Below are 21,743 nucleotides of genomic sequence, written 5' to 3'. Positions count from 1 at the left end.
GGCTTTCCCGCAGCAGGTAGGGGCAGGATGCGTCCCTGGGCGCGAGCGCATCGGCTTCACAGCGCCTAACATGCGGCTTCGCCGCGTGGCACGCGTCAACGGCAAGAAGAACACGGGAGTACAAACATGAACCGCAGTGAGCTGGTGGCCGCGCTGGCCGACCGTGCCGAGGTGACCCGCAAGGACGCCGACGCCGTTCTGGCCGCGTTCGCCGAGACCGTCGGCGAGATCGTCGCCAAGGGCGACGAGAAGGTGACCATCCCCGGCTTCCTGACCTTCGAGCGCACGCACCGTGCCGCTCGCACCGCGCGTAACCCGCAGACCGGTGACCCGATCCAGATCCCGGCCGGTTACAGCGTCAAGGTCTCCGCGGGTTCGAAGCTCAAGGAAGCCGCCAAGGGCAAGTGATCTTGCCGTCCGTGCGCCTGTTGGTGTGCGGCGTGTAGACGCCGGTGGGGCGGCGCCCGTTCTTGTACGGGCGCCGCCCCAACGCGTTTGCCGTCCCGGCGAGGGGGGTTCCGGCCGTCTTGCAGCGGGCGGCTGCCGCCGGGGGGTGCGGGCGGGGGGTGTGGGCGGGTGCGGCGCCGTCGTGGCTGGTCGCGCCCGCGCGGCGGAGCCGCATATCGATACAGCCCCGCGCCCCTGGACATACAGGGTTGTGGGCGGGTGCGGCGCCGTCGTGGCTGGTCGCGCAGTTCCCCGCGCCCCTTAAGGGCGTTGCTGAGCCGTATCTCGACGAGGCGCCCCGCGCCCCTTAGCGGCGTTGCTGGGCCGTATCTCGACGAGTCCCCCCCGCCCCCCATCGCGACAAGCCCGGTGGCGCCCCTTTTGGGGGCCGCCGGGCTTGTTGTTGGGGTGGGGTCAGGTCAGGGGCTTGGTGGGGAGTTCTACCTTGGCGCCTAGGGCTACCAGCTTTTCCATGAAGTTCTCGTAGCCTCGGTTGATGAGGTCGATGCCGTGGACCCGGGAGGTGCCCTGGGCCGCGAGGGCGGCGATGAGGTAGGAGAAGCCGCCGCGGAGGTCGGGGATGACCAGGTCGGCGCCCTGGAGCTTGGTGGGGCCCGAGACGACCGCGGAGTGCAGGAAGTTGCGCTGGCCGAACCGGCAGTCGGAGCCGCCCAGGCACTCGCGGTAGAGCTGGATGTGGGCGCCCATCTGGTTCAGCGCGGAGGTGAAGCCGAGCCGGGACTCGTACACCGTCTCGTGGACGATCGACAGGCCCGTGGCCTGCGTCAGCGCCACCACCAGCGGCTGCTGCCAGTCGGTCTGGAATCCGGGGTGGACGTCCGTCTCCAGGGCGATCGACTTCAGCTGCCCGCCGGGGTGCCAGAACCGGATGCCCTCGTCGTCGATCTCGAACGCCCCGCCCACCTTCCGGTAGGTGTTGAGGAACGTCATCATCGACCGCTGCTGAGCGCCCTTGACCCGGATGTCGCCCTCGGTCGCGAGCGCCGCGGACGCCCAGGAGGCGGCCTCCAGGCGGTCCGACAGGGCGCGGTGGTTGTAGCCACCGAGCTGGTCCACACCGGTGATGCGGATGGTGCGGTCGGTGTCCATCGCGATGATGGCGCCCATCTTCTGGAGCACGCAGATCAGGTCCTCGATCTCCGGCTCCACGGCCGCGTTCGAGAGTTCCGTCACGCCCTCCGCGAGCACCGCGGTCAGCAGGACCTGCTCGGTCGCGCCCACCGACGGGTACGGCAGCCGGATCTTCGTGCCGCGCAGCCGCGTCGGCGCCTCCAGGTACTGCCCGTCCGCCCGCTTCTCGATCCGCGCGCCGAACTGCCGCAGCACGTCGAAGTGGAAGTCGATCGGCCGGCCGCCGATGTCGCAGCCGCCGAGCCCCGGGATGAACGCGTGGCCGAGCCGGTGCAGCAGCGGGCCGCAGAACAGGATCGGGATACGGCTGGAACCCGCGTGGGCGTCGATGTCGGCGACGTTGGCGCTCTCCACATGGGTCGGGTCCATCACCAGCTCGCCCGGCTCGTCGCCCGGCCGGACCGTGACGCCGTGCAGTTGCAGCAGTCCGCGCACGACCCGCACGTCACGGATGTCCGGAACGTTGCGCAGTCGACTCGGGCCACTGCCGAGCAGGGCGGCGACCATGGCCTTCGGTACGAGGTTCTTCGCACCGCGGACCCGGATCTCGCCCTCCAGCGGGGTTCCGCCGTGGACAAGCAGTACGTCGTCAGAGCCGTTGACCGTCATGTATCTCGCGTTCCGATGAGGGGGGCAGGGGCCAGAAAAGACAAGGGTAATCGCCGCTCGACCCCCTACCGCATGCCGTGCACGCACTCAGATGCTTCACAGCCACGCCACAACACGAACCGCGTGCGCCCGGCCACACGCGGTCACCGCTCGGGGCGTGCGCCCGTGGCGCGTCCTTACGCCCTGAGCTGCATTCACTCCCGGACTCCCATTGCCTCCCCACGCGCGGGGAAGATGCGGGATCATGTCAGGCATGACCGAGGTGTCCTCGCTCACAGGGCGACTGCTCGTGGCCACGCCCGCCCTGGCGGACCCCAACTTCGACCGTGCGGTGGTGCTCCTTCTCGACCACGACGAGGAGGGCTCCCTCGGTGTCGTCCTCAACCGGCCCACCCCGGTGGACGTCCGCGACATCCTGGAGGGCTGGGCCGCGCTGGCCGGCGAGCCCGGCGTGGTCTTCCAGGGCGGCCCGGTCTCCCTGGACTCCGCACTCGGGGTCGCCGTCATCCCGGGCGGCTCGGCCGGGCAGGGCGCGCCGCTGGGCTGGCGCCGGGTGCACGGCGCGATCGGCCTCGTCGACCTGGAGGCGCCGCCGGAACTGCTCGCCTCCGCCCTGGGCAGCCTGCGCATCTTCGCCGGGTACGCGGGCTGGGGGCCCGGGCAGCTGGAGGCCGAGTTGAACGACGGTGCCTGGTACGTCGTCGAGTCGGAGCCCGGTGACGTGTCCTCGCCGGCGCCCGAACGGCTGTGGCGCGAGGTGCTGCGACGGCAGCGCAGTGAGCTGGCGATGGTGGCCACCTACCCGGACGACCCTTCGCTGAACTGACGGGGGCGCGCTTCAGTACCCTTGACGGTTATGAGCACTCTTGAGCCCGAGCGCGGGACTGGTACGGGGACCCTCGTAGAGCCGACGCCGCAGGTGTCCCACGGCGACGGCGACCACGAGCGCTTCGCCCACTACGTCCAGAAGGACAAGATCATGGCGAGCGCGCTCGACGGCACGCCCGTCGTGGCGCTGTGCGGCAAGGTGTGGGTGCCCGGCCGTGACCCGAAGAAGTACCCCGTCTGTCCCATGTGCAAGGAGATCTACGAATCGATGAGCGGCGGCGGGGACGACAACGGCAAGGGCGGCAAGGGCGACAAGTAGTCCTTGTCCCTCTTCGCTCTCTCCTTGACTGCCTCGTCCGTCCTGTCCGTCTCATCTCTTGTGTCGTTCTTGCCGGTTGACGGATTCTGACGGTCGGTGGGCCCCCGGGCGCGATGGCGCGCGCCCGGGGGCCTTTCGCTGCCCGCGCGCTGTCCGGTCGCTGGCCGATCTCCGTCCGGTCGGTGTCTACCAAGTACATGTCACGAAGTGGTAGAGACCTCTTGTGGGCATGTTCGGGTAGTCCATAGCCTCCGGGGTGTTGTCCAGAGCGAAACACCCGTTGCAGGTGCTGCAACGACCCCTTCGGAGGCCCGCTCCATGAAGTTCGCCCCCCGACGCGCCGCGCTGCTGACCGCCCTGGTCACCGCCGCCCTCACCGCCACCTCGTGTGCCCCGCAGACGTCGTCCGACTCCTCCTCCGGCAAGGACGAGAAAAGCGGCACCCTGCGGGTGTGGCTCTTCCAGGAGGTCGGCAACAAGCCGAAGGAGAAGGTCGTCGACTCCGTCGTCGACGCCTTCGAGAAGGCGCACGACGGGACGAAGGTGCACGTCGAGTACATCCCGATCGACACCCGCGCCCAGCGCGTCAAGGCCGCCTTCAACGACCCCGCCTCCGCGCCGGACGTCATGGAGTACGGCAACACCGACACCGCCGGGTACGTCCATGACGGCGGACTCCTCGACATCTCCAAGGAGTTCGGCGACTGGAGCGACACCAAGGACGCCGACCCCACCGCGAAGCAGTCCGTCGCCGTCAACGGCAAGGTCTACGGCGCCCCCTTCTACGTCGGCGTCCGCGCCCTCTACTACCGCACGGACGTCTTCAAGGACCTCGGCCTCGAACCACCCAGGACCATGGCCGAGTTGGCCACCACGGCCCGCGCGATCCGCGCCGCCCGCCCCGAGATGTACGGCCTGGTCGTCGGCGGCGCCTACACGTACGGCGCGATGCCGTTCGTCTGGGCCAACGGCGGTGAACTCGCCGTCGGCAAGGGCGGTTCCTACGCCTCCGAGATCGACAGCGCCGACGCCCAGAAGGGCATCAAGGCCTACACCGACCTCTTCAGCGACGACAACTGCCCGCCCGCCAAGTGCGCGAGCATGGGCGGCAACGACACCGTCAGCGCGTTCGCCGCGGGCAAGGCCGGCATGGCGATCGGCGGCGACTTCAGCCACGCGGCCGTCGAGGCGGGCAAGTCGAAGGGCAAGTACGCGGTCGTGCCGCTGCCCGGCGTCACCAAGGGGTCGATCGCACCCGCGTTCGCCGGCGGCAACAACGTCGGTGTCCTGAAGAGCACGTCGCACCGCACCCTGGCCGTCGAACTGATGGAGCAGCTCGCGTCGAAGAAGACGCAGGGCGAGATGTTCGACGCGATGGGCTTCCTGCCGACGTTCACCGATGTGCGGGACCAGGCCGCGGCGAAGGAGCCGTATGTGAAGCCGTTCGCCGAGACGCTGTCCGCCGGGACGAAGTTCGTGCCGGCCTCGCCCGCGTGGTCGCAGATCGACTCGTCGCTGGTGCTGCCGACGATGCTCCAGGAAGTCATCAGCGGCAAGAAAGATGTCGCGGAGGCCTCCGGGGACGCGGCCAAGAAGATGAACGACGCGTTCGGCTCAGCCGGGTGAGCGGGACAACGCCCAGTGGGGTGGGGGTTCTTGCGCGTCGGCGGGTACGGGCCCGTGGCTCGGCGCGCCGTTCCCCGCGCCCCTTCGGGGCGGCTGGTGTGGTCCCCTGGCTCTATCTCGCGCCCGCTCTGGTCGTCCTCGGTGGGCTGCTCGGGTATCCCATCTATCAGCTCGGGTTGATCTCTCTCTTCACCTATACGCAGGCGCAGGTGAGCGGTGGGGAGGCGGCCACTTTCGAGGGGCTCGGGAATTACCAACACCTCTTCGCCGACCCGGAGTTCTGGCAGGTGCTCGGGGCGACGGTCGTGTTCGCAGCCGCCTGTGTGGTGTCGACGTTGGCCGTCGGGTGTGCGCTCGCGGTGCTGCTCACGCGGGTGCGGGCGGTGCCCCGGCTCGCCCTGATGCTGGCCGCGCTCGGCGCGTGGGCGACCCCTGCCGTCACCGGGTCGACCGTCTGGCTGTTCCTGTTCGACCCCGACTTCGGCCCCGTCAACCGGATGCTCGGACTCGGCGACTACTCCTGGACATACGGCCGGTACAGCGCCTTCTTCCTGGTGCTGCTCGAAGTGGTCTGGTGCTCCTTCCCGTTCGTCATGGTCACCGTGTACGCCGGGATACGCGCCGTGCCGGGCGAGGTGCTGGAGGCCGCCGCCCTGGACGGCGCCTCGCAGTGGCGGATCTGGCGCTCGGTGCTGGCGCCGATGCTGCGGCCCATCCTGACCGTCGTCACGATCCAGTCCGTCATCTGGGACTTCAAGGTCTTCACGCAGATCTACGTGATGACCAACGGCGGCGGCATCGCGGGCCAGAACCTCGTCCTGAACGTCTACGCCTACCAACAGGCCTTCGCCTCCTCGCAGTACAGCCTCGGCTCCGCGATCGGCGTCGTGATGCTGCTGCTCCTGCTCGCCGCCACCCTCGTCTATCTGCGCCTGCTGCGCCGGCAGGGGGAAGAACTGTGAAGCTCCGGCACGGCCTGATCCGGCGGCCCTGGCGGCTGGCGGCGGAGACCTCGGCGCTCCTCGTCGCCGTCGTCGTCGCCTTCCCGCTCTACTGGATGGTGCTCAGCGCCTTCAAACCGGCCGGTGAGATCGAGTCGACCGACCCGCGCCCGTGGACGTCCGACCCTTCCCTCGACGCGTTCCGGCGCGTTTTCGAACAGCAGGAATTCGGCCGGTACTTCCTCAACAGCGTGATCGTCGCGGGCACGGTCGTGATCGCCTCGGCGCTCATCGCGTTCCTCGCGGCGACCGCCGTCACCCGATTCCGGTTCCGCTTCAGGACCACCCTCCTGATCATGTTTCTGGTGGCCCAGATGGTGCCCGTCGAGGCGCTCACCATCCCGCTGTTCTTCCTCATGCGGGACGTCGGCCAACTCAACACGCTGGGCGCGCTGATCCTGCCCCATCTCGCGTTCTCGCTGCCGTTCGCGATCTGGATGCTGCGCGGTTTCGTGAAAGCGGTGCCGGAGGCGTTGGAGGAGGCCGCGTACATCGACGGGGCGAGCCGCGGACGTTTTCTGTGGCAGATCCTTTTCCCGCTGGTGTTCCCGGGGCTCGTGGCGACGAGCGTGTTCTCCTTCATCTCCGCCTGGAACGACTTCCTGTTCGCGAAATCCTTCATCATCAGCGACACCTCCCAGTCGACCCTGCCGATGGCCCTGCTGGTCTTCTTCAAGGTGGACGAGCCGGACTGGGGCGGTGTGATGGCCGCGTCCACGGTGATGACGATTCCCGTCCTGGTGTTCTTCGTCCTCGTCCAACGCCGCCTGGTCTCGGGCCTGGGCGGAGCGGTCAAGGACTGAGAACCCGGGGGCAGTTGAGGGCTGTCGGGGGCGGTCGGGGACGGTCGGGGGCTGAGGTTCTGACGGTTCGACCATCGATCCATCGATCCATCGATCAAGGAGTGCCGTGACGTCACCGCATGCGCAGACCCCGCCGACCCCCTCCGCCTCACCCGAGGCCTCGGCCGATCTGATCCCGGCTCCACTGAGGGTCCAGGAACCGCCCGGGGGACGGGCGTCGGGCCTCGACGACAGCACCGTTCTGTGGGCCGGGCCGGGTACCGGCTCGGTGGAACGGTGGCTGCGGGCGACGTTGGGCGCGGCCTTCGGGCTCGCTCTGCCACCCGGGCCCGCGGACACTCCCGGCGCCGTTCGGCTGGTGGTGGACGACGCGTTGACGCCGGAGGCGTACCAGCTCGACGTGTCCCGGGACGGCGGCGTCGAGATCCGGGGTGGTGATGCGGCCGGCGTGTTCTGGGGCGCCCAGACGCTGCGTCAACTCCTCGGTCCGCGAGCCTTCCGACGCGCTCCCGTGGCTCCCGGCGCCGTTTTGGAGCTGCCCGAGCTGACCGTCGAGGACGCGCCGCGCTTCCGCTGGCGCGGTCTGATGCTCGACGTGGCCCGGCACTTCATGCCCAAGGACGGCGTCCTGCGCTATCTCGATCTGATGGCCGCCCACAAACTCAACGTCCTCCACTTCCACTTGACGGACGACCAGGGCTGGCGCGTCGAGATCAAACGCCACCCGAAGCTCACCGAGACCGCCTCCTGGCGGGCCCGCACGAAATTCGGCCACCGCGCCTCGCCGCTCTGGGAGGAGAAGCCGCACGGTGGCTTCTACACCCACGACGACATCCGCGAGATCGTCGCCTACGCGGCCGAACGGCATATCACCGTCGTCCCCGAGATCGACGTACCCGGGCACTCGCAGGCCGCCATCGCCGCATATCCGGAACTCGGCAACTCCGACGTCATCGACACCGCCTCCCTGACGGTCTGGGACAGTTGGGGGATCTCTCCGAACGTACTCGCCCCCACTGACAACGCCCTGCGCTTCTACGAGGGCGTGTTCGAAGAAGTCCTGGAACTCTTCCCGTCCGCGTTCGTGCACATCGGCGGCGACGAATGCCTCAAGGACCAGTGGCGGGCCTCACCGGCCGCCCAGGCCCGCATCGCGGAGCTCGGCGTCGGCGACGAGAACGGCCTCCAGGCGTGGTTCGTAGGGCACTTCGCCACCTGGCTGGCCGCGCGCGGGCGCCGTCTCATCGGCTGGGACGAGATCCTGGAGGGCGGCACCCTGGAGGGCGGCCTCGCGCCCGGCGCCGCCGTCTCCTCCTGGCGCGGGTACGCGGGCGGGATCGCCGCCGCCCGCTCGGGACACGACGTCGTCATGTGCCCGGAGCAGCACGTCTACCTCGATCACCGGCAGCACGACGGCGCCGACGAACCCGTTCCCATCGGGTACGTGCGCACCCTGGAGGACGTCTACCGGTTCGAGCCCGTTCCCCCGCAGTTGACGGAACGTGAGGCCACGCGCGTGCTGGGCACGCAGGCCAACCTGTGGAGCGAGGTGATGGAGGATCACGCGCGCGTGGACTACCAGGCGTTCCCGAGGCTCGCCGCGTTCGCCGAGGTGGCCTGGAGCGATCTGCCGGACCCTGCGGAGCGGGACTTCACCGACTTCGACCGGCGGATGGGCGCCCACTACCGGCGACTTGACGCCCTCGGGGTCGGATACCGGCCGCCCGCCGGGCCGTTGCCGTGGCAGCGGCGCCCCGGGGTGCTCGGCCGCCCCCTCGACGGCGCGCCGCCGAACCGGTAACGCGCGCCCATAACGGACCCATCGCTTACATCGGGGAAAAAGCCCGCAAGCATCACCGAAGAGTGGCAATTCGTGCGCGTCGGTGATGCCGTGCGAAAACCGGCCATCTCCCTGGTGAGACGGGCGAATGCCGCCTAGTGGACCCCTGTCTTCGGGCCCCGCGAAGATGTGCCAGAGTTGCCACGTCCGCCCTGTCAGCACGTACCGTACGGCAGCACAGGTGGGACCAGGTGGGGCAGCGGGAAGGGGCAGCCGGTTTGACCACGCACGCACCGCAGGCGGGGCAGTCCGTCACCCTGCCCACGACGCTGGACGAGGCCGTGGCCGCGCTCGCCGCGCAGCCCGCCGCCGTGCCCGTCGCGGGCGGCACCGACCTGATGGCCGCCGTCAACTCCGGGCAGCTCAGGCCCGCCGCGCTGGTCGGCCTCGGCCGGATCAGCGAGATCCGCGGCTGGCAGTACCAGGACGGCCACGCCCTGCTCGGCGCGGGACTCACGCACGCGCGCATGGGCCGCCCCGACTTCGCCGCCCTGATCCCGGCACTCGCCGCCGCCGCCCGCGCGGCAGGCCCGCCGCAGATCCGCAACGCCGGCACCCTGGGCGGCAACATCGCCTCCGCCGCCCCCACCGGGGACGCGCTGCCGGTGCTGGCCGCCCTGGAGGCCACGTTGATCATCGCGGGCCGGGGCGGCGCCCGCCGTGAGATCCCGGTCTCGCATCTGCTGGCCGGCGTCGACATGCTGCGCGGCGGCGAACTCATCGGCTTCGTGCGCGTGCCGCTGCTGCACGCCCCGCAGGTCTTCCTCAAGGCCACCGGCAGGACCGGACCCGGACGCGCCGCCGCCTCCGTCGCCCTCGTCCTCGACCCCGCCCGGCGCGGCGTGCGGTGCGCCGTCGGGGCCATCGCGCCGATGCCGTTGCGGCCCCTGGACGCCGAGCACTGGGTGGCCCGGCTCATCGACTGGGACAACAACCGCACGATCGTGCCGGAGGCGCTGAGCGCGTTCGGCGAGTACGTCGCCGCGGCCTGCATCCCCGACCCGGCCGCCGAACCGGACGGCTCCGTACCGCAGTTGCCGCCGGCCGTCCTGCACCTGCGGCGCACCGTCGCCGCACTGGCCCGACGAGCACTCGGGAGGGCGCTGTCGTGACCGACGACCAGCACGATCGCCACGACCAGTACGACCAGTACGACCAACATGATCAGTATGCCGAGGGCGCGCCCGGCAGCGGCGGCCGCTGGGACCCGTTGCCCCAGGGCGACTACGACGACGGCGCCACCGCCTTCGTGAAGCTCCCCGAGGGGGGCATAGACGCCCTCCTGGCGTCCGCCGACAGCCCGCTCGCCGCGCCGGGCCACGGTTACGTCCCGCCGCACATCACGGCCACCCCCGACCAGCCCGGCGGCGACTGGGGCACGCCCCCCGAGGCCGCCCAGTGGCCCGACCCGAACACCGTGCCGCACGAGAGCGACGACCGCTTCGCCTACCGGCCCGACGGCACCCAGCAGTGGGCCTACCAGGAGCCGCAGGCGCCGGGCGCGCACGACCCGGGCGCGGGCGGCCAGGACGTCACCGGGCAGTGGTCGATCCCCGTCGCCGGGGGCGAGCTGCCGGACGAATCGGGCGAGTTCACCGCGTCGTCGCTGGTCCAGCAGTGGGGCGGCACCCCGCCCGCGACCCTGCCGGGCGGGGCGTCGGCACCCTGGGCGACCGAGCCGGCCGACCCGGCGGGTTACGCCACGCCGACGGACCACCCGGCCGACTACCCCGGCGCCGAACACCAGCCGGGCCCCGCCGCGGACTACGCCGGCCAGGCCGACCACACCGGGCTCGCGGAGCCGCCGGCACAGCCGGGGCAGGCGGGGCAGTTCTGGGGGAGCGAGCCGGGGGCGCACGAGTACGGCACTCCGGCGCACGGAACGCCCACGCACGACGGGCCCGCCTACGGGACTCCGGCCCACGGAACACCCGTTCCCGAGACTCCCGTTCACGAGACTCCGGCCCATGGCGTTCCCGTCCAGGAGACTCCGGCGGGGGGAACGTCCGTTCAGGAGACGCCCGTTCAGGGGACTCCGGCGCACGGGGTGCCCGTCGGTGAGGCGCACGTCGGTGAGGCGCACGCGCCCGTGGACGCCGGGGGCGGTGAGGCCGACGGCGCGCCGCACGCCGGGGAGTTCGCGAGCGAGGGCGACGAAAGCGCTGGAGCGGCTTCTCAGGAGCTGGCGGAGGCCGGAGGGGACGTCGAGCCCGCCGAGGTCTCCGAGGGTGCTGAGGGGGCCGTGGAGGCCGTCGAGGGGCTCGTGGAGCCGGAGGCGGCGCCCGTCCCGGACGCCGAACCCGCGGCGGACGGCGCCGACATCGCCGTCGCCCCCGCCGAGACCGACGCCGACGGGCCCGCGCCGCCCGGTGAGGAACACCCCCTCGCCTCCTACGTGCTGCGCGTCAACGGCGTCGAACGGCCCGTCACCGACGCGTGGATCGGCGAGTCGCTGCTCTACGTGCTGCGCGAGCGGCTCGGGCTCGCCGGCGCCAAGGACGGCTGCTCGCAGGGCGAGTGCGGGGCGTGCAACGTCCAGGTCGACGGCCGCCTCGTCGCCTCCTGCCTGGTCCCCGCGGTCACCGCGGCCGGGTCCGAGGTGCGCACCGTCGAGGGGCTCGCGCAGGACGGGCGCCCCTCCGACGTGCAGCGCGCGCTGGCCCGTTGCGGCGCCGTGCAGTGCGGCTTCTGCGTGCCCGGCATGGCCATGACCGTGCACGACCTCCTGGAGGGCAACCCGGCGCCCACCGAACTGGAGACCCGCCAGGCCCTGTGCGGCAACCTCTGCCGCTGCTCCGGCTACCGGGGCTTCCTGGACGCCGTCAACGAGGTCGTCGCCGAACGCGAGGGACACTCCGCGGGCGACGACGTCGAACCCGATGGCGACCAGGCCCGTATTCCTCATCAGGCGGGCCCGGGCTCCGGCGGGGTCAACCCGTCGGCGTTCGACCCCTCGACGCACGACCAGGCGTACGGACAGGACGGAGGCCAGGCGTGACCAACGAAGCCGCCACCGCGACCACCGCCGCGGAGGCAGCGCCGGCCCCCGAGCCGATCCCGCACGGCCTCGGCGTCTCCCTCCCGGCCTCCGACGCGCGCGCGAAGACCGAAGGCACCTTCCCGTACGCGGCCGACCTGTGGGCCGAGGGCCTGCTCTGGGCCGCCGTGCTGCGCTCCCCGCACGCGCACGCGCGCATCGTCTCCATCGACACCAGCCACGCGCGGGAGATGCCCGGCGTCCGCGCGGTCATCACCCACGAGGACGTGCCCGGCGCCGCGAGCCACGGGCGGGGCGTCGCCGACCGCCCGGTGTTCGCCTCCGACGTCGTGCGCCACCACGGCGAGCCGATCGCCGCCGTCGCCGCCGACCACCCCGACACCGCGCGGATGGCCGCCGCCGCCGTCATCGTCGAGTACGAGGTGCTCGACCCGGTCACCGACCCCGAACGAGCCTTCGAGGCCGAGCCGTTGCACCCCGACGGCAACCTGATCCGGCACATCCCGCTGCGCCACGGCGACCCCGACGCGGCCGGTGAGATCGTCGTCGAGGGCCTCTACCGCATCGGCCGCCAGGACCCCGCCCCCATCGGCGCCGAGGCCGGTCTCGCCGTGCCACGCCCCGACGGCGGCGTCGAGCTGTACCTCGCCTCCACCGACCCGCACGGCGACCGCGACGCGGCCGCCGCCTGCTACGGGCTCGAACCCGACCGCGTCAAGATCGTCGTCACCGGTGTGCCCGGCGCCACCGCCGACCGCGAGGACCAGGGCTTCCAGCTCCCGCTCGGGCTGCTCGCGCTGAAGACCGGCTGCCCGGTGAAACTGACCGCCACGCGCGAGGAGTCGTTCCTCGGCCACGTCCACCGCCACCCGACCCTGCTGCGGTACCGGCACCACGCCGACGCCGAGGGCCGGTTGATCAAGGTCGAGGCGCAGATCCTGCTCGACGCGGGCGCCTACGCGGACACGTCCTCAGAGGCGCTCGCCGCCGCCGTCGGCTTCGCGTGCGGCCCTTATGTCGTGCCGAACGCGTTCATCGAGGGCTGGGCCGTCCGCACCAACAACCCGCCCTCCGGCCATGTGCGCGGCGAGGGCGCGATGCAGGTGTGCGCCGCCTACGAGGCGCAGATGGACAAGCTCGCCAAACGCCTCGGCGTCGACCCGGCCGAACTGCGCCTGCGCAACGCCCTCGCCACCGGCGACGTGCTGCCCACCGGACAGACCGTGACCTGCCCGGCGCCGGTCGCCGAACTCCTCCAGGCGGTACGGGACTTCCCGCTGCCCGCGCTGCCCAAGGACACCCCCGAGGACGAGTGGCTGCTGCCCGGCGGCCCCGAGGGCGCGGGTGAACCGGGCGCCGTGCGCCGGGGCGTGGGCTACGGCCTGGGCATGGTGCACATGCTGGGTGCGGAGGGCGCCGACGAGGTCTCCACGGCCACCGTGAAGGTCCACGACGGGGTCGCCACGGTGCTCTGCGCGGCCGTCGAGACCGGCCAGGGATTCACCACGCTGGCCCGCCAGATCGTCCAGGAGACCCTGGGCATCGACGAGGTCCACGTGGCGCCCGTCGACACCGACCAGCCGCCCGCGGGCCCCGGCTGCCGTGGCCGCCACACCTGGGTGTCCGGCGGCGCGGTGGAACGCGCGGCCAAGATGGTGCGCACCCAGCTCCTCCAGCCGCTCGCGCACAAGTTCGGCATGTCCACCGAACTGCTCCAGATCACCGACGGCAAGATCACCTCCTACGACGGCGTCCTGTCGACGACCGTCGCGGAGGCCCTGGACGGCAAGGAACTGTGGGCCACCGCCCAGTGCCGCCCGCACCCCACCGAGCCGCTCGACGAGGCCGGGCAGGGCGACGCGTTCGTCGGGCTCGCGTTCTGCGCGATCCGCGCGGTCGTCGACGTCGACATCGAACTGGGCTCGGTGCGGGTCGTGGAACTCGCCCTCGCCCAGGATGTCGGCCGCGTCCTCAACCCGGCCCAGCTGGCCGCCCGCATCGAGGGCGCGGTCACCCAGGGCGTCGGCATCGCCCTCACCGAGAACCTCCGCACCGCGCGGGGCCTCGTCCGCCATCCCGACCTCACCGGCTACTGCCTGCCGACGGCCCTGGACACCCCGGACATCCGCATCGTCAAGCTCGTCGAGGAACGGGACGTCGTCGCGCCCTTCGGCGCCAAGGCGGTCAGCGCGGTGCCGGTGGTGACGTCCCCTGCGGCCGTCGCGTCGGCGGTCCGCGCGGCGACGGGCCGCCCGGTCAACCGCCTCCCGATCCGCCCCCAGGCGGCGGTGGTGACGGCCCAGCAGTGAGCCGTGGCGCCCGCACGGAGCGACGGCCTGCCCGTCATCCCGGGCGGGCCGCCGGCCGGGGGTAGGCAGGCCTCGGCTCGGGCTCCGGTTCCAGGCGGAGGCTCAACTCCGGCTTCGGTGCTGGCTGTCGGGGGCGGTCGTTGGACGCGTTACGCGCGCGGGGTTCGCGGCGGTCGTTCAGGGTGTGCTGCTGGGCGCGGCGCGGGCCGCCTGAGTCGAACTGGTGTGCGGGGCTGGCGCTGTACGTCGTCGTCCTGGCGGCCAGGGAGGCGGGGCGGGGGGCTGGGCTGGGCGATGAAGGGGACGTGGACGCGGAAGCCTCGGGTCGGGTTGTGGCTGGGCCTGTCGGGGCTGACGGTGGGGGAGGCGTTGGGGGAGACGGTTCAGGAGATTCCCGGGCGGAGGCAACGGGCGGGGGTGGTTCGAGCGTCTGACGGTATGAGCCCCTTTCTGCACGAGCCCCTTTCTGCTTCTGCATGAGCCCCTTTCTGCGGGGGTGTTGCCTGGCCCGGGGGCGTTGTCAGTGGTGGCGCGTAGGGTTTTGAGCGGTGGGAGAGGGCCGATGGTTCGGCCCGTCACCGCTGCCCCTGCGAGGGGCGGGGCGGGGCGCGGGAGACTTCCGGGGGAACGGAAAGATGAGCACGATGAACATCGCCGTACCGGCGATCACACTGACCGACGACCAACTCGATCCCTACGTCACGCACGCGGCGACGCGCGGCTGGCTGACGGGACACGGACTGCCGGGCGCGAGCGGCCTGTTCACCTTCGAGGGGCTGCGTGACAGGGGTCTGCGCACGGTGGCGGACTCGGCCGGGGCTGCGGTCTCCCCGGAGCTGCGGGACCAGCTCGTGATAGGCGCCCTGCGTGCCCCGGGCGCGGTGGACGCCGGGTCGATCCTCCTCGACGGCGCGACGGGCGCGGTCGCGACGACGTCCTTCCTGCCCGGCCACCCCGAGCTGATGGACCGCGCCCCGCTGGCGCCGTCCCTGTGCACGCTGGTGTCGTTCGCGACCGCCGCGGACGAACTGGCGGGCCTGCGCGGGAGGTTCGCGTCGTTCGCGGGCCGCTCGGGACCGAAGGCGGCGGCGGAAGCGTCGCGCAAGCTGCTGGAGGTGTTCGAGGAGGGAACGGACGGCGAGCTGTCGCCGTTCTGGAGGATGACGGCACTGATCCGCCCCCTCTCCCTGGTGCCGGCCCCGGGCGCGGCATCGGGCCTCGCCCTGGAGCTGCCGGGGCGGCTGCTGGACCAGGAGTTCGGGCAGGGGGCGGTGTGGCGCTTCGAGGAGGTCGACTTCCCGCCGACGCTCACGCACGGGCCGACGCGCCGGTTCCTGCGGGAGACGGGGCTGCCGGAGAGCGGGCCGCTCTTCCAGTTGGACACGGACGTCCCGCTGCCGACGCTGCGTGAGCACCACGCGCAGGACGACGCCGAGGACGGTGTCGAACTCCCGCTGAGGGCCGACCAGTTGATCCGCCTGGGCTACCTGGCCGAGGATCACAGCCTGGTCGTGGACGGCGAGACGGGCGCGGTGCTCACGTTCAGCGAGCCCGAGGCCACCCTGACGCCCCTGAACACCGACCTCTCCACCCTCGCCTTCACCCTCTGGCTCCTGCACCGGGAGAAGGCGCTGGACGGCGCCCTGTCGCACGCGCTGACGACCGAGGCGTACGACCAACTGGCGACGACAATGCTCCAGACCCTGGCGACCATCGACCCCACGGCGGTGTCCCTCCCCCCGACCGACTGGCACTACTGGACAGAGGCGTTCCAGGACGAGGCGGGCGGAGCACTCTGATCCTGACGCGACGCCCGGCTGACTTTCCAGGGGGCTCTTCACGGGGTTCCGGGCGGCGTCCATGAAACCTCGCTCACCTCGTCGACGTGGCTTTACCCGACTACGCGAATATTGGCGTAGCCGGATGGACGGCCATGGCGGGCCCTCGTATGGTCTTGGCCGAGGGACCCGGCAGGGGCGAAAACAAAGGATGTCCAGTGTGTCCTGCGAGGAAATGACCAGATGTCCCCGGGGGGCGATCCTCGCTCTTTATCCGACAACGTGAATAACCCTTGTGTTGTCCGGCGCTGCTCGGCACTGTCGGGTGAACGCAGAAATGCTGAGCCCCATCCCGGCGACCCGAACGGGTCTGAAGAATCCGAAGATCATTCTGGACACCCCCGTCTACTTCGCCTTCTGCGAGGCGTACAACGGCGGGCGCTACAAGCATCACGCCCCCCTTGTGGAGCGGCGGCGCGACGGAACCGTCCTGCGCACCGCTGAACTCGTCCGGCAGGCCGGCTTCGAGGTCGACGTCGAGCTGTGGGAGGTCGGCGCGTCCGACTGCGGGCCGTGCGACGACAAGGTGCCGGACAGCCACTGACCGACCCGGTGGAGTGCGCCGCCCCTGCTCTTCGGACGGGGCGGCGCACTCGCCCCGTTCAACTTGCCCTGTGAGGAACGACGTTGGTATCCGTCCACAACTTCGTGCACGAACGCGCCGTCTGGGACACGTACGCCGAGTCTGCGTGGAAGGACATCGCCGAATCAGCCCCGGTGTTCCGGTGGACCCAGTACAAGGACCATGGACCGGGGCCGGAACTCCTCGGTGATCCAGGGACGGTGCTGGAGATCGGGTGCGGTACGGGTCGTGCCTTGGCGTCGCTCGCGGAGCAGGGGGTGAAGACGCGCGGGGTCGATCTGTCCCCGACCATGGTGGCGAAGGCCGGTGAGCGGTGGGAGCCGCTGGGAGTGGAGTTCGTGTGCGCCGAGGTGCTCGACTTCCTGAGTCAGGACACGCGTACCTATGACGCCGTCTACTCGGTTTTCGGGGCTGCGTGGTTCAGCGACCCGAGGAAACTCTTCCCGCTGGTTCTGGGACGGTTGAACCCGGGTGGCGTGTTCGTGTTCTCCCAGCCGCCCGCCATCCCTGGGGCCTACGGCCGACAGGGCATGTACAAGGGCGGCTTCGCCGGCCCGGCCATGTACACCTACCGCTACAGCCACACGCCGAGGAGATGGCGGAGTCTGCTTCTCGCGGCGGGATTCGAAGGAGCCGACCCCCGTGTTCTTCAGGCGCCGGACCCGGACAGCATCGGGACCCTGATCGTGCGTGCGGTCGCTCCGAGGCAGGGGCGTTCGAAATGAGGGCGCCTCACCCACGCCGGTCTCCCTCATGAGCGGCTGGTGCCCGGCGCCGTGCAGTCCGCGTCCGCGGGGCCGGCACGCTTTACCCGACAACGCGAATATCGGCACGGCCGCACAGACATCCAGGACCGGTCCCGGTGCCGTCGCATCCAGGGCGAGGTGTCCCACGCGTTCGATGCCCCGAGCGGGGAAGGGATTGTGGAGATCCCGGAAGAGACGCTGAGGGAGGCTTTCCCATCGTTTCCCGCCCTCTGTCCGACTACCTGCGCTTCGAGTTCATGTACTACCAGCCGCACCTGTGGGCCGGTGAGGACATTCGCATCATGGATGTCACCGGACGCCCCAACCCTCTTGAAGAGGTTCAGGACTTCTGGATGTTCGACCGGTCGGAAGTCGTGCTCATGCACTATGAAGCAGACGGAACGCAGATCGGTCGCGAAGTGCACGAAGGGGAATTGGCGCCGTTCCTCGAATATCAACGCATCGCGTTGGCCGAGTCGGTGCCTTTTGAGGAGTACGTGAAGGGTCTTGACGTTTGAGCCTGAATCCCTGGGTCGGTCGAGATCCGACCTGGCGGAAGCACTACGCAACGAGCGCAAGCGGGCCGGGTTGGCGCAGACCCGGCTCGCTCAGCGCTGCAACATGTCAACACCCGACTATGTGCGGGCGAGCCTCGTGCGGAACTCCGGCGATCTGTCCAAGACCGTGGCCAAGAAACTGGAGCGGCAGCACGTTCTGCTGGATTCGTCGAAGTCCTTCACCTTTGTGCTGACGGAGCAGGCCGTGCGATGGCCGCTCGTCTCCCCCCTCGCCATGGCCATGCAACTCGACCGGCTGGTGTCCGTCTCGCGCATTCCGCAGGTGCGGCTGGGCGTCATCCCGCTCGGTATGGGCGGCCCTGTCGTCGACACCCCACTGAGTGTCTTCACCCTGTACGACCGGCGACTGGTCCAGATCGAGACCAATACGGGGGCGCTGATCCTGCGCGACCACAGGGATGTGAACGCGTACCGAGACGACTTCGAGCGGTACGAGACCTATGCCGTCTTCGGGAACGAGTGCCGGGAACTTCTCTCCGACTGGGCCCTGGGTTTCAGCGGGCTTGGTCGGTGAGACCGGGCTTTGGAGGCCGTGGCGGGAATCGAACCCACGTAACTCGCTTTGCAGGCGAGTCCCTAAACCACTCGGGCACACGGCCGTGTTCGTGAGGACGACGTTACGGAGGGGTGGGGGGTGGGGGCAAGAGGTGCAATGTGACTGCCATGCCGCGTTCATGAACGGCTGGAGGGGGTGGCGTTGTGACGTCAGTCCCAACCGGGGTGGTGGTGGGCTTGTCCGCGTGTGGGGGGTGGTGGGGCGCCGGTAGGGTGGCCCGGTTGTCATACGTAGACGAGCATGCGCCGGCCGGCCGCCGGTTCATGGACCGACCGACCCCCTTGCTACGGAGACCGTGACTACCACCGCCGCTTCCTCCTCCGCCTCCCACCACCTCTCCCCGGCCTTCCCCGGCCGTGCCCCGTGGGGTACCGCCAGCAAGCTGCGCGCCTGGCAGCAGAACGCCATGGACAGGTACGTCCAGGAGCAGCCGCGCGACTTCCTCGCCGTCGCGACGCCGGGCGCCGGCAAGACGACGTTCGCGCTGACCCTCGCCTCCTGGCTGCTGCACCACCATGTCGTGCAGCAGGTGACCGTGGTCGCGCCGACCGAACACCTCAAGAAGCAGTGGGCCGAGGCCGCCGCGCGGGTGGGGATCAAGCTCGATCCCGAGTACAGCGCGGGACCGCTCGGCAAGGACTACGACGGCGTCGCCGTCACCTACGCCGGTGTCGGCGTGCGCCCCATGCTGCACCGCAACCGCGTCGAGCAGCGCAAGACCCTCGTCATCCTCGACGAGATCCACCACGCCGGTGACTCCAAGTCGTGGGGCGAGGCCTGCCTGGAGGCGTTCGAGCCGGCCACCCGGCGGCTCGCGCTCACCGGAACGCCGTTCCGCTCGGACACCAATCCGATCCCGTTCGTGACATACGAGGAGGACAACGCCGGCATCAGGAGGTCCGCCGCCGACTACACGTACGGCTACGGGTCCGCGCTGGCGGACGGAGTCGTCCGGCCGGTCATCTTCCTCTCCTACAGCGGCAACATGCGCTGGCGCACCAAGGCCGGTGACGAGATCGCCGCCCGGCTCGGCGAGCCGATGACCAAGGACGCCGTCAGCCAGGCCTGGCGCACCGCGCTCGACGCCCGCGGCGAGTGGATGCCCAGCGTGCTGCGCGCCGCCGACCAACGGCTCACCGAGGTCAGGAAGGCCATCCCGGATGCCGGGGCGCTCGTCATCGCCTCCGACCAGGACTCCGCGCGCGCCTACGCCAAGCTGATCCGTGAGATCACCGGCACGAAGGCCACCGTCGTGCTGTCCGACGAGGCCGCCGCCTCGCAGCGCATCGACGACTTCAGCGCGAGCACCGACCGGTGGATGGTCGCCGTTCGCATGGTGTCCGAGGGCGTCGACGTGCCCCGGCTCGCGGTCGGCGTGTACGCGACGACGATCTCGACGCCGTTGTTCTTCGCGCAGGCCGTCGGGCGGTTCGTGCGGTCACGTCGGCGGGGTGAGACGGCGTCGGTGTTCCTGCCGACCGTGCCCGATCTGCTCACCTTCGCCAACGAGATGGAGGTCGAGCGCGACCACGCCCTCGACAAGCCGAAGAAGGACGGGGAAGAGGACCCTTACGCCGAGTCCGAGAAGGAGATGGACGAGGCGAACAAGGAGCAGGACGAGGACACGGGGGAGCAGGAGCAGTTCTCGTTCGAGGCGCTGGAGTCCGAGGCCGTTTTCGACCGGGTGCTCTATGACGGGGCCGAGTTCGGGATGCAGGCGCATCCGGGGAGCGAGGAGGAGCAGGACTACCTCGGGATTCCTGGGCTGCTCGAACCCGATCAGGTGCAGATGCTGTTGCAGAAGCGGCAGGCTCGGCAGATCGCGCACAGCCGGAAGAAGCCGGATGATGAGGCGGATCTGTTGGAGTTGCCCGCTGAGCGGCGGCCCGTTGTCTCCCACAAGGAGATGATGGAGTTGCGTAAGCAGCTGAACACGCTGGTGAGTGCGTATGTCCATCAGAGTGGGAAGCCGCATGGGGTGATTCATACCGAGTTGCGGCGGGTCTGTGGGGGGCCGCCCAGTGCGGAGGCTACGGCGGGGCAGTTGCGGCAACGGGTTGCCAAGGTTCAGGAGTGGGCTACTCGGATGAAGTAGGCCCACTTCGGGACAGGCGGGCAGTTCGTCGGGTGCGGCGCCGTCGTGGCTGGTCGCGCCCACGCGGCGGAGCCGCACATCGATACAGTCCCGCGCCCCTTATCTGCGTGACCTGAGCCTTTCTCGGGAGGTGCCCCGGGTCTCTTTAACGGCGGGGACTGAGCCGTGTTGGGGCGGTGGCCCGGGCTCCATGTGCGGCGTGTACTGGTCCGTGTTGGGGTGGCGGCCCCTGTCTGAAGTTGGGGCATAAGTGATCAAAAGTGGGCGCCTCCCGTTCGTTGGTGACCGGATTCTGGACGGAGGGTTTCGGTGAGCGAACCTTGGCCGTTACTGTCCCGCTACGCATACGCCCCGTGGCAGCGCCGCCGCGGAGCGCAGCCGTGAAGCGACGCGGTTCGGCACCAGGCCGGGCCGCCGGCCGATCGGCGGCCTCTGAAGCGCGTCACTGACGGGACTCGGTGACGCAACTGCCGCGACGGAGGGCGCCGACTCACCACCTGGAGGAGTGGGCGTCGTGACCGCGGAGACCTCTCAGACGCTCGACCGGGGACTGCGTGTCCTCAAGCTGCTGGCCGACACGGACCACGGGCTGACCGTCACCGAGCTTTCCCAACGCCTTGGCGTGAACCGGACCGTGGTGTACCGGTTGCTCGCCACGCTGGAACAACACGCCCTGGTCCGACGTGACCTCGGCGGCCGGGCCCGCGTCGGGCTCGGCGTGCTGCGGCTCGGGCGTCAGGTGCATCCGTTGGTCCGGGAGGCCGCGCTGCCCGCGCTGCGTTCGCTGGCCGAGGACATCGGGGCCACCGCTCACCTCACCCTCGTCGACGGGTCCGACGCCCTCGCCGTGGCCGTCGTCGAGCCGACCTGGACCGACTATCACGTCGCCTACCGGGCCGGGTTCCGGCATCCGCTGGACCGGGGTGCGGCCGGCCGGGCCATCCTCGCCGCCCGCATCCAACCCCCCGGCGAACCCGGCTACACCCTCACCCACGGCGAACTGGAGGCCGGTGCCAGCGGCGCCGCCGCGCCCCTCCTGGGGGTCACCGGCGTCGAGGGCAGCGTCGGGGTCGTGATGCTGGCCGACGCCATACCGGACCGGGTCGGCCCCCGGGTCATGGACGCGGCGCGGGAAGTCGCGGAGGCATTGCGGTAACGACGCCTGCGGGCACGGGAGTTGAGTGGCGGACCCCTGCGGGGCGGACCCCTGCGGGGCGGACCCCTGCGGGGCGGACCCCCGCAGCCCCCGGCGCCGCCCGCGCTTCCCAGTGCCTCCGCCGCCCCTGGAATCTCCGCAGCCCCCGCAGTCCCTGCCGCCTCCGCCGCCCCCGGAGTCCCCGCCGCCCCCGGACTCCCCGGCGCCTCCGCAGCCCCCGGGATCTCCCCCACCCCGGCCCTCTGTCGCCACTTGCCCC

At 70.7% G+C, this 21,743-nt stretch carries 16 protein-coding genes, 1 tRNA gene and 2 pseudogenes; 17 read left to right on the top strand and 2 right to left on the bottom strand.

Annotated elements, in window-relative coordinates; genetic code table 11:
• Positions 1-126 precede the first annotated feature (126 nt).
• Positions 127-408, top strand: a complete 282-nt coding sequence (locus ACIQOU_RS31065; RefSeq protein WP_007382399.1) for an HU family DNA-binding protein — start codon at positions 127-129, stop codon at positions 406-408.
• A 453-nt stretch (positions 409-861) separates the two neighbouring features.
• Here ACIQOU_RS31065 and murA read toward each other — a convergent pair whose 3' ends face one another.
• Positions 862-2,208: a UDP-N-acetylglucosamine 1-carboxyvinyltransferase gene (gene murA, locus ACIQOU_RS31060; protein WP_401542042.1), complete on the bottom strand. Its 1,347-nt coding sequence runs from the start codon at positions 2,206-2,208 to the stop codon at positions 862-864.
• A 253-nt stretch (positions 2,209-2,461) separates the two neighbouring features.
• On the opposite strand from murA, the gene ACIQOU_RS31055 reads away from it, so the two are divergent.
• The 14 genes and pseudogenes from ACIQOU_RS31055 (at position 2,462) to ACIQOU_RS30990 (ending at position 18,191) form a co-directional block, all read left to right on the top strand.
• Entirely contained in the window at positions 2,462-3,034 is a 573-nt protein-coding gene (locus ACIQOU_RS31055) for a YqgE/AlgH family protein (protein ID WP_401542039.1), read from the top strand.
• 30 nt (positions 3,035-3,064) lie between these two features.
• Positions 3,065-3,355 (top strand): DUF3039 domain-containing protein, encoded by a 291-nt coding sequence (locus ACIQOU_RS31050; protein ID WP_401542036.1) that lies wholly within the window; start codon positions 3,065-3,067, stop codon positions 3,353-3,355.
• A gap of 318 nt (positions 3,356-3,673) precedes the next feature.
• Positions 3,674-4,981: an extracellular solute-binding protein gene (locus ACIQOU_RS31045; protein ID WP_401542033.1), complete on the top strand. Its 1,308-nt coding sequence runs from the start codon at positions 3,674-3,676 to the stop codon at positions 4,979-4,981.
• Entirely contained in the window at positions 4,978-5,943 is a 966-nt protein-coding gene (locus ACIQOU_RS31040) for a carbohydrate ABC transporter permease (RefSeq protein WP_401542030.1), read from the top strand. The genes ACIQOU_RS31045 and ACIQOU_RS31040 overlap by 4 nt, the downstream gene beginning before the upstream one ends.
• A complete protein-coding gene (locus tag ACIQOU_RS31035) occupies positions 5,940-6,785 on the top strand; it encodes a carbohydrate ABC transporter permease (protein WP_401542027.1) in 846 nt (281 codons plus the stop codon). The genes ACIQOU_RS31040 and ACIQOU_RS31035 overlap by 4 nt, the downstream gene beginning before the upstream one ends.
• Positions 6,786-6,891: 106 nt before the next feature.
• Positions 6,892-8,586, top strand: coding sequence for a beta-N-acetylhexosaminidase (locus ACIQOU_RS31030; protein ID WP_401542024.1), 1,695 nt, complete (start codon positions 6,892-6,894; stop codon positions 8,584-8,586).
• A 257-nt stretch (positions 8,587-8,843) separates the two neighbouring features.
• Positions 8,844-9,737 carry an FAD binding domain-containing protein gene (locus ACIQOU_RS31025; RefSeq protein ID WP_401542021.1) on the top strand — a complete coding sequence of 298 codons (894 nt, stop codon included), beginning with the start codon at positions 8,844-8,846 and terminating at the stop codon, positions 9,735-9,737.
• Positions 9,734-11,623: a 2Fe-2S iron-sulfur cluster-binding protein gene (locus ACIQOU_RS31020; RefSeq protein ID WP_401542018.1), complete on the top strand. Its 1,890-nt coding sequence runs from the start codon at positions 9,734-9,736 to the stop codon at positions 11,621-11,623. Before ACIQOU_RS31025 ends, ACIQOU_RS31020 begins: the two co-directional genes overlap by 4 nt.
• The gene (locus ACIQOU_RS31015) at positions 11,620-13,932 is read left to right on the top strand and encodes a xanthine dehydrogenase family protein molybdopterin-binding subunit (protein ID WP_401542016.1); all 2,313 of its coding nucleotides are present in this window, start codon (positions 11,620-11,622) and stop codon (positions 13,930-13,932) included. The genes ACIQOU_RS31020 and ACIQOU_RS31015 overlap by 4 nt, the downstream gene beginning before the upstream one ends.
• Positions 13,933-14,567: 635 nt before the next feature.
• Positions 14,568-15,731: an SUKH-4 family immunity protein gene (locus ACIQOU_RS31010; RefSeq protein ID WP_401542014.1), complete on the top strand. Its 1,164-nt coding sequence runs from the start codon at positions 14,568-14,570 to the stop codon at positions 15,729-15,731.
• A gap of 361 nt (positions 15,732-16,092) precedes the next feature.
• A pseudogene (locus tag ACIQOU_RS31005) lies at positions 16,093-16,314 on the top strand (hypothetical protein); the annotation flags it as partial.
• Between the two features lie 83 nt (positions 16,315-16,397).
• The gene (locus tag ACIQOU_RS31000; RefSeq protein WP_401542012.1) at positions 16,398-17,078 is read left to right on the top strand and encodes a class I SAM-dependent DNA methyltransferase; all 681 of its coding nucleotides are present in this window, start codon (positions 16,398-16,400) and stop codon (positions 17,076-17,078) included.
• 230 nt (positions 17,079-17,308) lie between these two features.
• A pseudogene (locus ACIQOU_RS30995) lies at positions 17,309-17,617 on the top strand (DUF6879 family protein); the annotation flags it as partial.
• Positions 17,607-18,191, top strand: a complete 585-nt coding sequence (locus ACIQOU_RS30990; protein WP_401542011.1) for a Scr1 family TA system antitoxin-like transcriptional regulator — start codon at positions 17,607-17,609, stop codon at positions 18,189-18,191. The pseudogene ACIQOU_RS30995 and the gene ACIQOU_RS30990, both read left to right, overlap by 11 nt.
• Before the next feature lie 10 nt (positions 18,192-18,201).
• Here ACIQOU_RS30990 and ACIQOU_RS30985 read toward each other — a convergent pair.
• A tRNA-Cys gene (locus tag ACIQOU_RS30985) sits at positions 18,202-18,276 on the bottom strand.
• A 252-nt stretch (positions 18,277-18,528) separates the two neighbouring features.
• Between ACIQOU_RS30985 and ACIQOU_RS30980 the strand changes: the two genes are divergently transcribed.
• Together ACIQOU_RS30980 and ACIQOU_RS30975 are read left to right on the top strand one after the other, a co-directional pair.
• Positions 18,529-20,328: a DEAD/DEAH box helicase gene (locus ACIQOU_RS30980; RefSeq protein ID WP_401542009.1), complete on the top strand. Its 1,800-nt coding sequence runs from the start codon at positions 18,529-18,531 to the stop codon at positions 20,326-20,328.
• 514 nt (positions 20,329-20,842) lie between these two features.
• The gene (locus tag ACIQOU_RS30975; protein ID WP_401542006.1) at positions 20,843-21,484 is read left to right on the top strand and encodes an IclR family transcriptional regulator; all 642 of its coding nucleotides are present in this window, start codon (positions 20,843-20,845) and stop codon (positions 21,482-21,484) included.
• Positions 21,485-21,743: the final 259 nt, after the last annotated feature.

Origin of the sequence: Streptomyces sp. NPDC091279, from assembly GCF_044757465.1 — a bacterium.
GTDB lineage: Bacteria > Actinomycetota > Actinomycetes > Streptomycetales > Streptomycetaceae > Streptomyces.
This window is presented reverse-complemented; position numbering and strand designations above follow the sequence as displayed.

What these genes read in the sequence shown, in the direction of transcription:
- ACIQOU_RS31065 (WP_007382399.1), top strand. Translation starts at nt 127, where the DNA reads ATGAACCGCAGTGAGCTGGTGGCCGCGCTGGCCGACCGTGCCGAGGTG.
- murA (WP_401542042.1), bottom strand. Translation starts at nt 2,208, where the DNA reads ATGACGGTCAACGGCTCTGACGACGTACTGCTTGTCCACGGCGGAACC.
- ACIQOU_RS31055 (WP_401542039.1), top strand. Translation starts at nt 2,462, where the DNA reads ATGACCGAGGTGTCCTCGCTCACAGGGCGACTGCTCGTGGCCACGCCC.
- ACIQOU_RS31050 (WP_401542036.1), top strand. Translation starts at nt 3,065, where the DNA reads ATGAGCACTCTTGAGCCCGAGCGCGGGACTGGTACGGGGACCCTCGTA.
- ACIQOU_RS31045 (WP_401542033.1), top strand. Translation starts at nt 3,674, where the DNA reads ATGAAGTTCGCCCCCCGACGCGCCGCGCTGCTGACCGCCCTGGTCACC.
- ACIQOU_RS31010 (WP_401542014.1), top strand. Translation starts at nt 14,568, where the DNA reads ATGAGCACGATGAACATCGCCGTACCGGCGATCACACTGACCGACGAC.